Source organism: Pseudomonas sp. SDO524_S393, from assembly GCF_054071875.1.
Genome location: NZ_JBSVVZ010000111.1, coordinates 1 through 12598, shown reverse-complemented (window position 1 = coordinate 12598; position 12598 = coordinate 1). Strand labels below are relative to the sequence as shown.

Below are 12598 nucleotides of genomic sequence, written 5' to 3'. Positions count from 1 at the left end.
TCAGTCAACGCCATGTTGACTGGCCCACCGCTTTCGCGAGCAAGCCCGCTCCCACATTTGTATTGTGTTGCCTTGAAAGCCTTGTTCCAGAGCAGTTTGCTGGATTATTTCGGCTTCGTTTAAAGCGTGACCAAATATTGTAGGACAGTCAGGAATATGACTATGGGGCCCTCTTTTGGCTCTAGTCGACCCTTGGCAAAGCTGCTACTCTCGGCGCGCTTTGTGACATCTCGGCCTGCTTTGAAGCGCCAGACTCACCTTAAAAAAACATACACCAATAATAATCGCATCAAATGCGATGATGAATTCGCGACGCTGAGGAGTGGGCTTCCATGAACGAAGACTTTTGGAAGGATAAGTACCCCGCCGGGATTGCTGCCGACATCAATCCAGACGAGTATCCGAATATTCAGGCGGTACTGAAACAGTCCTGCCAGCGCTTCGCCAACAAACCGGCTTTCAGCAACCTGGGCAAGACCATCACCTACGGTGAATTGTACGAATTGTCCGGCGCATTCGCCGCGTACCTGCAACAGCATACCGACCTCAAGCCCGGCGACCGCATCGCCGTGCAACTGCCCAACGTCCTGCAATACCCGGTCGCCGTGTTCGGCGCCATCCGTGCCGGCCTGATCGTGGTCAACACCAACCCGCTGTACACCGCGCGGGAAATGGAACACCAGTTCAACGACTCCGGGGCCAAGGCCCTGGTCTGTCTGGCCAACATGGCCCACCTGGCGGAAAAGGTCGTGCCCAAGACCGCCGTCAAGCATGTGATCGTCACCGAAGTCGCCGACCTGTTGCCGCCGCTCAAGCGCCTGCTGATCAACAGCGTCATCAAGTACGTGAAGAAAATGGTCCCGGCCTATCACTTGCCCCAGGCGATCAAGTTCAACGACGTGCTCGCCAAGGGCCACGGCCAGCCGGTCAATGATGCCAGCCCGGCCAGCGGCGACGTCGCCGTGCTGCAATACACCGGTGGCACCACCGGCGTGGCCAAGGGCGCGATGCTCACCCACCGCAACCTCGTCGCCAACATGCTGCAATGCAAGGCGCTGATGGGCTCCAACCTCAACGAAGGCTGCGAGATCCTGATCACGCCGCTGCCGCTGTACCACATCTATGCCTTCACCTTTCACTGCATGGCGATGATGCTGATCGGCAACCACAACATCCTGATCAGCAACCCGCGCGACCTGCCGGCGATGGTCAAGGAACTGTCGAAGTGGAAGTTCAGCGGCTTTGTCGGCTTGAACACCTTGTTCGTCGCGCTGTGCAACAACGAAGGTTTCCGCAAGCTGGATTTCTCTGCGCTCAAACTTACCCTTTCAGGCGGCATGGCCCTGCAACTGGCGGCTGCCGAGCGCTGGAAAGACGTGACCGGCTGCGGCATCTGCGAAGGCTACGGCATGACCGAAACCAGCCCGGTGGCCACGGTGAATCCGATCCAATGCGTCCAGGTCGGCACCATCGGCATTCCCGTGCCGATGACCCTGTGCAAAGTCATCGCCGATGACGGCAGCGAGCTGCCGCTGGGCGAGATCGGCGAGCTGTGCATCAAGGGCCCGCAGGTGATGAAGGGGTATTGGCAGCGTGAAGACGCCACCGCCGAAATCCTCGACAGCGAAGGCTGGCTGAAGACCGGTGACATCGCGATCATCCAGCCGGATGGCTACATGCGCATTGTCGATCGCAAGAAAGACATGATCCTGGTCTCTGGCTTCAACGTGTACCCCAACGAGCTGGAAGACGTGCTCGCGACCCTGCCGGGTGTATTGCAGTGCGCGGCCATCGGCGTGCCGGATGAGAAGTCCGGGGAGATCATCAAGATCTTCATCGTGGTCAAACCGGGCGCTACCCTGACCAAGGAACAGGTGATGGAGCACATGCGTGCCAACGTCACCGCCTACAAGGTGCCCAAGGCCGTTGAGTTCCGCGATGCGTTGCCGACCACCAACGTGGGCAAGATCCTGCGTCGTGAGTTGCGCGATGAAGAGTTGAAGAAGCTGGGCCTTAAAAAGTAACCCATGAAAAACCCCGCTAATGCGGGGTTTTTTAATGCTTGCTGATTCCCATGACTGGAATGCAATTCAATGTGGGAGCTGGCTTGCCTGCGATGGCGGAGAGTCAGTCACTGAAGGGCTGGCTGATACACCGCTATCGCAGGCAAGCCAGCTCCCACGGTTTTGCCCGCATCCTTACAGGGCGAACTGTGCGAAGCCCACGCCCGCGCCTGCCGGGCGCACATCCTTCAAGAACGAATCCTTGTCTGCGCTCAGCTCCAGCGTAATCTCCGGCTTGCGCTTGCCCGCATTGCGCACCACCAGGCCGTCGAGCTTTTCGCGCAGGAACACGGTCGGTACCTTCAGGTGCAGCAACTGGTCGGTTTCGGCGTTGTGCATCAGCAGGTGAATCCACTCGTACTGGCCCACGGCAATACGGCCCACCGGCAGGTCGAACCACCAGATGTTGCGTTTGCGGTCCAGGTCGGTGAAGTGGCAGTTGTTGACGCCGAGTACGGCACCGCCCAGTTCCTGGTTTCTGCGGGCGATGGCCTGTGCTTTATTGAGTTTCATAACCTTCCTACGGGATCTGTTATTCAGCGTTATAGCCTGAATGTGCCGCGCATTCTCGTGGGTTGGCCGCAAAACATAAAGCCAAACCTGTGCAGGGCGATGAAATGCCCCCGAAAAATAATTGAAACTCTGCCGAACCGCGTCGGGTCAATTTCTGGGTAAGCACCTCAATCCTTGATTGTTATTCTGGAGAGATACCATGGGCAGCACAGCGGATAAGGCAAAAGGTTTGAAAGACGAGGCCGTCGGCAACATCAAGCAAGGTATTGGCAAAGTCACCGGCAACGACAAACTGCGCGCTGAAGGCGTGGTACAGGAAAAGAAAGGCAAAGTCGAAAAAGCCATCGGCGATACCAAGGACGCGGTAAAGAAAGCCACCAAATAAGCGTGCTTTCACACCGCACCAGCGGCCATCCCCGGATGGCCGTTTTTATGTCATCTGCCGGCGCTAAAGTTTCGAAATTGTTTCAAGGTCGCCAAATAGGCTACCTTGATGTAGAAAACGGCCCCTGAGTCGCCCTCTTATCCAACCATGATGCGGCGAAAGGAGACGCTATGATCTTTCCGGTTCTGCAAGGCCTCAAGCTGCACCAGGTGCTGGTGCGCACCGTCAAAGAGTTCGTCGATGACGAGATGCCCACCTACGCCTCGGCACTGGCCTACCAGATGCTGTTTTCATTGTTTCCCTTCCTGCTGTTCCTCATTGCCCTGATCGGTTTCCTGCACCTGCCGGACTTTTTCACCTGGTTGCGCCTGCAATCGGAACTGGTGTTGCCGCCCCAGGCCCTGGAGCAGGTCAATCCGGTTATCGATCAGTTGCAACAGTCCAAGGGCGGCCTGCTCTCGGTGGGTATCGTCATCGCGCTGTGGACCGCCTCCGCCGGCGTGCGCCTGATGATGAGCGCGATGAACGCCGCCTACGACGTGGTGGAAGGCCGGCCGATCTGGAAGCGCTTCCCGCTGTCGATCTTCTACACCGTGGGCATCGCCGGCATGCTGCTGGCCGCCGCCGCGCTGATGGTGCTAGGCCCGCAGGTGATGGAGTGGCTGGCGGGGCAGATCGGCATGCAGGAATTCGTGGTCACCCTGTGGACCATCCTGCGCTGGCCGTTGATCGTGATTCTGCTGATGTTCGCCGTGGCCCTCATGTATTACGTGATGCCCGACGTTAAGCAGAAATTTCGTTTTATCACCCCGGGCTCCGTGCTGGCGGTGGTGGTCTGGATCGTCGCCTCCCTGGGCTTTGGTTATTACGTGAAAACCTTTGCCGACTACAACGCCATGTATGGCAGTATCGGCGCGATCATCGTCCTGCTCCTGTACTTCTACATTTCTGCCGCGGTGCTGCTGCTGGGCGCAGAGATGAACGCCGTGATCGAGCACATGTCAGAGGAAGGCAAGAACCCTGGCGAAAAGGATTTCGATGAACACCAGAGCGATGAAAAACAGCATGTCTCAGGCTTAGGCCGAGACCCTTCCCTCAAGCCCACTACCGACGAAGTCTGATCGATGATCCGTGAAATCCTGAAAATGGGCGACGAGCGCCTGCTGCGTATCGCGCCACCGGTGCCGCCGGAAATGTTCGACAGCCCCGAGCTTTGGCAACTGATCGATGACATGTTCCAGACCATGGAACACGTGGGCGGTGTGGGGCTCGCAGCGCCGCAGATCGGCGTCGATTTGCAACTGGTGATCTTCGGTTTCGAAGCCAGCGAGCGCTACCCGGACGCGCCTCCCGTGCCGCAGACCATCCTGATCAACCCGCTGATCACCCCGCTGAGCCCGGTGCTGGAAGAGGGCTACGAAGGTTGCCTTTCCGTGCCCGGCCTGCGCGGTGCGGTGAACCGTTATCAGCAGATTCGCTATGAAGGTTTCGACCCCAAGGGCGAGCCGATCGTGCGCGTCGCCGAGGGCTTCCACGCGCGGGTGGTGCAGCACGAATGCGACCATTTGATCGGCCGGTTGTACCCGTCGCGGATCACTGACTTCAGCAAGTTCGGCTTTATCGAAGTGATGTTCCCCGACATGGACCCCACGGCGGACGATTGATCCAACGGATAAGGGGGTACTTTCTGTGGTGAGCGGGCTTGTCCCGCGCTGGGCTGCGAAGCGGCCCTGAAATCAGCCACAGCCTATCTCCTGAAAAAGCGCGGTGGGTTTGTTGGGGCCGCTTCGCGCCCCAGCGCGGGACAAGCCCGCTCACCACAACAGGCCTGTTTGCACATTCAGGCTTGGGCTATTTACCGGGTTTGACGAACCGCAACGTCATCCGGTCCGACTCGCCAATGGCCAGGTACTTCACCTTGTCCTGTTCCCCCAGCTTCAATGACGGCGGCAAGGTCCACACCCCGCCCGGGTAGTCCTTGGTGTCCTTCGGGTTGGCATTCACTTCACTTTGCCCGACCAGTTTGAACCCGGCGTCCGTCGCCAGCTTCACCACCTGTGCCGTGGTCAGGTAGCCACTGTCCTTGATTGCCGCCAGGTCCGCCCCATCCTTGGCTCGATGGTCTTCCACGCCCAGCACGCCGCCCGGTTTCAGCACCTGATAGAAGGCTTTGAAGGTGGCTGGCGCGGTGCCGGCTTCGACCCAGTTATGCACATTTCGAAACGTCAGCACGGTATCCGCCGAGCCCGGTTTGCCGAACACCGGCGCCTTGGGGTCGAATTCGATGACTTGAGCCTTGCCGTACCGCGTCGGGTCGGTCGCCAGTTTTTTCTTCAGGTTTTCTTCGGATGCCTTGGCGTAGGCGCTGCTGCTTGCGGCCTGCACGGCGGCGATGTAATGCCCGTGGTCGTTGAGCAACGGCGCCAGTATTTCGCTGTACCAGCCGCCGCCGGGGGTGATCTCAATCACCGTCTGCCGGGCGCCCAGGCCAAAGAATTCCAGGGTCTGCTGTGGATGGCGGTAGCCGTCGCGCGCGCTGTTGGCCGGGTCGCGCCAACTGCCGGCGAGCACGTTTTGGTACTGGCTGGCGCTGATCGGCGCATCGGCGGCCTGGCTTGGAGTCGGAAGGAGCAGGGTGGTGAGGGACAGTGCTGCAAGTGTCTTGTTCATGATCATCCTGTAAGGGGCCACTGTGCCGCCGAGGCTAGCATGGGCCCTTTACCGAGCGATCACACATTATCCGAGGTCGACCTTACCAACGGTTCTAAGCCCATGGCGATCATCGGCTTGTTGCGCTTGTAACGTACCAGCCGTTCGGCGAGGGACTGGGGCAGCACGGTGTCCTGGCTGAATCCCATGCGTTGGTACATCGCCTCCAGGTCGGGATGGCACAGCAGCCATACGGTTCCTTCGGCGGCTGCGACTGCGTCGACAATCAACCGCGCCGCCAAACCCTGGCCGCGATAGGCCGGCGCCACGAACACCCCGGTCAGCCACTGTCCACCCACCACCGGGCTCAGGCACAGGCCGGCCACGATCTCGTCTTCCCGCGCGACCCACAGGCGCGCGCCTTTGATTGCCTTCATCGACGAGCCGTGGCTGCGGTAAAACTTGTTCAGCAGTGGCCAAAGCGGCTCGGCGAGTAATTCCAGGTGCATGTGCAGACCGATGAGAGGATGGGGGCCGCCATTGTAGCGGCTGATGCATTCGCTTCTAAGCTCAGCACCAAATGATCTGCAAGATTTTCCCGACTCATTGCACAGAGCAGTAAACACCTGCTCTGAGCAACCGATGGCCAATTATCTTGATCTGACCCAACGCCGGGAAATCGAAGTCCTCACCCGCAGTTTCACCGCGCGCACCGAATGGCCGACCTGGCTGCTGTTGATCGGCGTGTACGTCGGCTGGTTTACCGTAATGCTCGCCAGCCACTGGCTGGGCCTGTGGTTGAGCACTTTGTTGCTGATCCCGTTGGTGACGCTGTGGTTGTCGGTGCAACACGAACTGCTGCATGGCCATCCCACCCGCTCCTTGCTGCTGAACAAACTGCTCGGCTATGCGCCCTTCGCCGTGTGGTTTCCCTACACCCTGTACCGCGACAGCCACCTGCTGCATCACAACGATGAAGACCTCACCCTGCCGGGCATCGACCCGGAAAGCCGTTACCTCAACCAGCAGCAATGGGACCGCAGTTCGCTGTTCGAGCGTGGCGTGCATTGGTTGACCAAGACCGTTCTCGGCCGGTTTTTATTCTCGGCGCCGCTGGCGATCGGTCGCCTGGTCCGCCAGCAATTGCAGCAGTTGTCCCAGGTGTGGCCGATGTGGCTGGCCCACGGTGTCGTCACGGCATTGATGCTGGGGTTTGTCGCCTGCTTCAGCGTGTTGTCGGTGTGGCACTACCTGCTGCTGGTCAGCGTGCCGGCCTTGTCCGTGGCATCGATCCGTTCCTACTATGAACACCGCCCGCACCCGCAGCCGGAGCAGCGCACCGTGCTCAACGAGGCCGCCTGGCCGTGGACCTGGCTGTTCCTCAACAACAACTTGCATCTGGTGCACCACGACTTGCCGAAACTGCCCTGGTATTACCTGCCCAGGGTCTACCGGGCTCGCCGGGAACAATGGCTGGCGCGCAGCGGCGGTTTCCTGGTGCAGGGCTATGGCGAGTTGATCGGCCGCCATGGCCTCAAAGCCATCGACAGCCCCCGGCACCCTTTTGCGTGAGAGACGACCATGAGTGACCATTACGCCGAGCTGCTGATGTACGTCGCGCCCGACGCGGTGCAGCAGGCCAACCAGCAGTGGCTTGCAAGGATTTTCGAACACCTGGGCCTGCACCGGCGTAACGCCGACCACCTGGACCTGCACGGTCTGTGGCTCGCCCCCGAATTGCTCGTTACACAAACCTGCGGCTACCCGCTGATGACCCAACTGCGCGGCCAGGTCCGTGTGATCGGTCGCCCACGCTACGAGCTGCCCCACAGCAGCGGTGGCGAACATTGCAGCCTGCTGCTCACGCGTGACGACAACCCGCGTACCGTCCTGGCGGACTTCTACGACAGTCGCGGTGTGATCAACGGCCACGACTCCAACAGTGGCATGAACCTGCTGCGCGAACGCCTCGCGCCGTTGCAGCGCGACGGTCGCTTCTTCGCCAGTGTCGGCGTCAGTGGTGCCCATCGTGAGAGCCTGCGCTGGCTACGGGAACACCGCGCCGACCTCGCTGCCATCGACAGCGTGACCTACGACTACCTGGCCCGTTTCGCCCCTGAAGAAGTGGCGGGGCTGCGCCTCGTCACCCGCAGCGCACCGAGCCCGACCTTGCCCTATATCGGCCCGCTGCACCTGAGTGATACGCAGGTGACGACGATTCGCCAAGCCATGAACCAGGCCTTGCAGGATTTGCCCCAAGTAGTCGAAACCCTGGGCCTGAGGGAAGTCCTTCCGGCCAGCGAAGACGATTACGAAGTGCTGTTGAACTACCAGCGGCAGGCCACCATTGCCGGTTATCCAGTCCTTCAGTGATCGTTCCCACGCTCCGCGTGGTAACGCCGCCTTAGACGCTCTGCGTCGATTTTTTTGGTTATATAAAAATACTTTTTAAATATTATTAAAGCATAAGCAGCCTTGCTAGGATCGCTCCACCGGAACACCGGACATAACGCGCAACCTACTCAAATGGAGCCACTATGTCCGGCGCCGACACTTCTCACAGCGACTACGTGGGCGGCTTGTTCCGCAGTCATTACGATTGGCTGTGCGGCCGTTTGCACCGCCACCTCGACTCCCGCGCCCACGCCGAAGACATCGCCGCCGATACCTTTGTCCAGCTGCTCGGTTCGCCCGGCGTGGTACCGATCCGCCAGCCCCGTGCCTTGCTCACCACGATTGCCCAACGCTTGATGTACCAGCTGTGGCGCCGCCGTGACCTGGAACGCGCTTACCTCGATGCCTTGGACGGCGACGAAGCCTCCACTGCGCCATCCCCCGAAGAGCTGGCGCAAATGCTCGAAGCCCTGCACGCCATCGACCAGTTGCTCGACGGCTTGCCCGCCAAGGTCAAGGCGACGTTCCTGCTGTCCCAGCTCAATGGCCTGACCTACCCGGAAATTGCCGAGGAGCTGGGGATTTCCCAGCGCTCGGTGAGCGACTACATGACCCGCGCCCTCAACCGTTGCCTGCGGCTGTGCCTGGAATGAACGACGAACTGATCGACAACGCCACGCGCTGGTACGTGTTGCTGCGCTCTGGCCAGGCCACTGTGGGCGACTGGCAGCGCTATGAACAATGGCGAGCCGCCGACCCGCGTCACGATGCCCTGTGTCGGCAACTGGAAACCCGCCTTGGCGTGTTCCAGGTCCCTCTGGCCCAGGGCGTGACCGGCAAAGTCTTGCAGCAGGCGCTGGAAGCCCCGTCCAGCCGGCGGCAGGTGCTGCAAATCGCCCTGGCCGGTGCGGGTGTGGCCCTGGGGGCGACGCTGTTGGCCCGGCCCCTCGGCATGCCCCTGGCCGACCTGACCGCCGATGTGCGCACCGGCACCGGCGAGCGTCGCAGCGTTACGCTGGATGACGGCAGTGAGCTGCTGCTCAATGCCCAGAGCGCTGCGGACATCCAGTTCGACCTGCAACGGCGCCTGGTGCGTTTGCGTGAGGGCGAGTTGCTGGCCAGGGTCGCCAGTGACCGCCAACGGCCCTTCCTGATCCACACCGACCAGGCCCGTCTGCGCGCTTATGGCAACCGCTTGCTGGTGCGTGAGCGCGAAGGGCAGGGCCAGGTTGTCGCCCTCAACGGCGCCGTGGAAATCGACGGTCAGAACGGCGCGCGCCTGCAGCTGGCCGCCGGTCATGAGGTGCATTACGACCGCGCGGGCTTCGGTCCGGTGCAGCTCAGTTCGTCCGGCGCCACAGCGTGGATCGACGGTTTCCTGCAAGTGCGCGACCGTCCGTTGGCCGAGGTTATCGAGACATTGCGGCCCTATCACAACGGCATCCTGCGCCTGGACCCCGCCGTGGCCGGGTTGCGCGTAAGCGGCCTGTACCGGCTGGACAATCCCCAGCAAATCCTCGACACCCTGGCGCGCACCTTGCCGATCCACATCACCCGCCATACCGGCCTGTGGGTGAGCATCCATGCCGCGTGATCCCGTCTGTGACAAGGGCCTTTATTGTGGTGAGCGAGCTTGCTCGCGCTGGAGTGCGAAGCGCTCCCAGGCTTTGGGGCTGCTGCGCAGCCCAGCGCGAGCAAGCTCGCTCACTACAACGGGTTTGTTGTACCCGCGATGCTCGTTCGCCTTGAAGCGGGCGGGTTCTAAGAACATAACCAAACGATCTGCAAGTTTTCCCCCCGCCAACCCACATCACTCCCGTAAGCGCTGCGGGGAGCAGCGTTATGGAGTTTCCTTGGGGGGAGCCAAAGTGAGTCAGTTCAACCGTGTGCCGCTTCGAACCTTTGCCCTGGTGCCGTTGGCCAGCCTGGTTTTCTCGTTTGCCGCCAGTGCCGAAGAGGCGCGTCAGGTCTACCACATCGCACCCGGTCCGCTGGATGAAGTGCTGCTGGACATCAGTCGCCAAAGTGGCCAGGTGATCTCGTTCACTCCGCAACTCGGTCATTATTCCTCGGCCCGTGTCGACGGTTCGCTGTCGGCGCACCAGGCGGTCGACGCTGCGCTCCAGGGCACCGGCCTGCAAGTGCAGGTCAGCCCGGACGGTGCGTTCATCATCAAGGAAGGCGCGGCCAAAAGCGCCCAGGCCAGCAACAACGTCAAGGCGCAGACCAGCGCGGCGCAGGCGCCGACCCTGGATCGCGTAGTCGCCATCGGCACCCGTCGCAGCGATGCCACGGCCCTTACCAGCGCCGCACCGGTGGACGTAATCAACGCCGAAGAACTCAAGCAGACCGGCGCCACCAGCCTCAACCAGGCGCTGTTCCAACTGTTGCCCTCGTTCAATTTTCCGCAGAACCAGAGCGCCACCCGTGGCCAGAACCCCAAGGGCGCGTCCCTGCGTGGGCTGTCGCCGGACCAGACGCTGGTGCTGATCAACGGCAAGCGCCGCCATGCCTCGGCGGTGGTGAATATCTCCGGTGGCGTGCCGTTCATTGGCGCACAACCGGTGGACCTGGACATGATCCCCATCAGCAGCATCGACCATGTCGAAGTGCTGCGCGATGGCGCCTCGGCCCAGTACGGGTCGGACGCGGTGGCCGGGGTGGTCAACATCGTGCTCAAGGAGCGTGACAGCGGTGGTCAGGTCAACACGCAACTGGGCAAGTATGCCCAGGGCGACGGCTTCAGCAAGACCACCGATGGCTGGTATGGCCTGGGTTTGCCGGGGGATGGTTTCCTCACCCTGAGCTTCAACACCCTCAACAACAAACCCACGGATATCGGCGACCAATACGTTGCCGGTGGCCAGTTGCAAGACCCGCGCTGGGGCGGTGCCGGGCGCGACAAGTTCAACCTGGCGGCCAATGCCGAGATCGGCCTGAACGACCAGTGGCGCCTGTACAGTTTCGCCACCTTCGGCCAGGACAAATCGGTGAACAATACGCCGCCGTTGCTGGCCAGCAACCCGAACAACGTCGCGGGTATCTATCCCAACGGCACCATTCCCAAGTACCGCTATCGCTACGAAGATGGCGCGCTGACCGTCGGCACCCGCTATGAAGACGAGACCCTGGGTCGCTTCGACCTGAGCGCCACCTATGGCCGCGACAAGCACGACGAGTTGGCCTTCAACACGGTCAACCCGAGCTACGGCCTCAACAGCCCGACCAAATTCGATGTGGCCACCCTGGTCAACGAGCAGACCAACCTCGGCCTGGATTACGCCAAGGACCTGGACGTGAACTGGTCCAGCCATCCACTGACGCTCTCGGCGGGCATTGCCTACCGCCATGAGCAGTATCGGCTGGAGGAGGGCGACTACGCGTCCTACTCCTTTGGCGGCATCAACGGTGTGCAAGTCGGTGCGGTGCAGGCCTCGGGTCTGACGCCGGATGACGCCGGTACCTACAAACGCGATGTCGGTGGCGTGTACCTGGGCCTGGAGCATCAGCTCACCGACAAGTTCCAGGTCGGCCTGGCCGGGCGTACCGAGCACTATTCGGACTTCGGTTCGGCCACCACCGGCAAGCTGTCGGCGCGTTATGACTTCACTCCGCAAGTGGGCTTGCGTGCCACGGTGAACAATTCGTTCCGTGCGCCGACACTGGGCCAGATCGGCACCTCGTGGACCACCACCACCAACGTCGACGTCAACGGCAACCCGGTGCTCACCCGCATGCTGCCCGCCGACAACCCGGCCGCCCGCGCCCTGGGCGCCGAACCGCTGAAGCCGGAGAAGTCGACCAACTTCTCCCTCGGCCTGGTCCTGCGTCCGGTCGAAAATGCTTCGCTGACGGTCGATGCCTATCAGATCTCGATTCGTGACCGCCTGCTCTACAGCGGCGGCATTTCCGGGCCGCGCGCCGAGCAGATTTTGCAGCAAGCCGGCTTTGGCCAGTACACCTGGGCGCAGTTCATGACCAATGCGGCGGACACCCGCACCCGGGGTGTCGATATCGTCGGCAAGTACAACCTGGACCTGGCGCAGTACGGCGCCCTGAGCTTGTCCGCCGGCTATACCAAGGCACGCACGACCATCGAGAAGGTTCACGAAAACCCCAACGGTTTCGACATTCTCACCCGTGAGGCCCGGGGCTTTCTGGAGCACGGCTACCCCGAAGACAAGCTGGTGCTGGGCGCGACTCACAAGATCGGTGCCTGGACGGTCGCCCTCAGCGAGACCCGTTACGGCCAATACCGCAAGTACGCCGCCAGCGAAGCCAACGCCCAGTACGACCAGACCTTCGCTGCGCAATGGACCACCGACCTGGACGTGAACTACGCGTTCACCCGGCAACTGCGCCTGTCGGTCGGCGCCAACAACCTGTTCGACAGCAAACCCGATGACTTCAACAGCCGCCTGCGCCAGACCCCGGGCCAGCAATACAGCTACCTGGCGCCGGCAGCGCCGGAAGGGGCGTTTTACTACACGCGGCTCAGTTATGACTTTTAACCGATCTTGAATACCGCAGAGATCAAAGGTGGGAGCGGGCTTGCTCGCGAATACGGTGGGTCCGCCTCCCCACCCTTTTGCCT

12 protein-coding genes are annotated in these 12598 nt (G+C 61.3%); 9 read left to right on the top strand and 3 right to left on the bottom strand.

Annotated elements, in window-relative coordinates:
- The first annotated feature begins 332 nt into the window (after positions 1-332).
- The gene (fadD1, locus tag ACW9IB_RS28410; RefSeq protein WP_457416601.1) at positions 333-2024 is read left to right on the top strand and encodes a long-chain-fatty-acid--CoA ligase FadD1; all 1692 of its coding nucleotides are present in this window, start codon (positions 333-335) and stop codon (positions 2022-2024) included.
- Positions 2025-2198: 174 nt separating this feature from the next.
- Here fadD1 and ACW9IB_RS28405 read toward each other — a convergent pair whose 3' ends face one another.
- Complete coding sequence (locus tag ACW9IB_RS28405; RefSeq protein WP_457369226.1) at positions 2199-2576, bottom strand: hypothetical protein; 378 nt, start codon at positions 2574-2576, stop codon at positions 2199-2201.
- A 199-nt stretch (positions 2577-2775) separates the two neighbouring features.
- Between ACW9IB_RS28405 and ACW9IB_RS28400 the strand changes: the two genes are divergently transcribed.
- The 3 genes from ACW9IB_RS28400 to def all read left to right on the top strand — a co-directional run bounded on the left by ACW9IB_RS28400 (position 2776) and on the right by def (position 4625).
- Positions 2776-2961: a CsbD family protein gene (locus ACW9IB_RS28400; RefSeq protein ID WP_457416599.1), complete on the top strand. Its 186-nt coding sequence runs from the start codon at positions 2776-2778 to the stop codon at positions 2959-2961.
- Between the two features lie 170 nt (positions 2962-3131).
- Entirely contained in the window at positions 3132-4082 is a 951-nt protein-coding gene (locus tag ACW9IB_RS28395; RefSeq protein WP_457369224.1) for a YihY/virulence factor BrkB family protein, read from the top strand.
- A gap of 3 nt (positions 4083-4085) precedes the next feature.
- Positions 4086-4625 carry a peptide deformylase gene (def, locus tag ACW9IB_RS28390; RefSeq protein ID WP_457369223.1) on the top strand — a complete coding sequence of 180 codons (540 nt, stop codon included), beginning with the start codon at positions 4086-4088 and terminating at the stop codon, positions 4623-4625.
- 187 nt (positions 4626-4812) lie between these two features.
- Here def and ACW9IB_RS28385 read toward each other — a convergent pair whose 3' ends face one another.
- Together ACW9IB_RS28385 and ACW9IB_RS28380 are read right to left on the bottom strand one after the other, a co-directional pair.
- Positions 4813-5631: a class I SAM-dependent methyltransferase gene (locus ACW9IB_RS28385; RefSeq protein ID WP_457416597.1), complete on the bottom strand. Its 819-nt coding sequence runs from the start codon at positions 5629-5631 to the stop codon at positions 4813-4815.
- Positions 5632-5690: 59 nt separating this feature from the next.
- Positions 5691-6119 (bottom strand): GNAT family N-acetyltransferase, encoded by a 429-nt coding sequence (locus ACW9IB_RS28380; RefSeq protein WP_457416595.1) that lies wholly within the window; start codon positions 6117-6119, stop codon positions 5691-5693.
- A 133-nt stretch (positions 6120-6252) separates the two neighbouring features.
- Here ACW9IB_RS28380 and ACW9IB_RS28375 point away from each other — a divergent pair, with 133 nt between their 5' ends.
- From ACW9IB_RS28375 to ACW9IB_RS28355, 5 genes are all read left to right on the top strand, one after another.
- Entirely contained in the window at positions 6253-7182 is a 930-nt protein-coding gene (locus ACW9IB_RS28375; RefSeq protein ID WP_457416593.1) for a fatty acid desaturase, read from the top strand.
- Positions 7183-7191: 9 nt separating this feature from the next.
- Positions 7192-7983: a phosphate/phosphite/phosphonate ABC transporter substrate-binding protein gene (locus ACW9IB_RS28370; RefSeq protein ID WP_457416591.1), complete on the top strand. Its 792-nt coding sequence runs from the start codon at positions 7192-7194 to the stop codon at positions 7981-7983.
- A 164-nt stretch (positions 7984-8147) separates the two neighbouring features.
- Positions 8148-8657 carry a sigma-70 family RNA polymerase sigma factor gene (locus ACW9IB_RS28365; protein WP_457416589.1) on the top strand — a complete coding sequence of 170 codons (510 nt, stop codon included), beginning with the start codon at positions 8148-8150 and terminating at the stop codon, positions 8655-8657.
- Complete coding sequence (locus tag ACW9IB_RS28360; RefSeq protein ID WP_457416587.1) at positions 8654-9598, top strand: FecR domain-containing protein; 945 nt, start codon at positions 8654-8656, stop codon at positions 9596-9598. The genes ACW9IB_RS28365 and ACW9IB_RS28360 overlap by 4 nt, the downstream gene beginning before the upstream one ends.
- A gap of 274 nt (positions 9599-9872) precedes the next feature.
- Positions 9873-12515, top strand: coding sequence for a TonB-dependent receptor domain-containing protein (locus tag ACW9IB_RS28355; protein ID WP_457416585.1), 2643 nt, complete (start codon positions 9873-9875; stop codon positions 12513-12515).
- Positions 12516-12598: the final 83 nt, after the last annotated feature.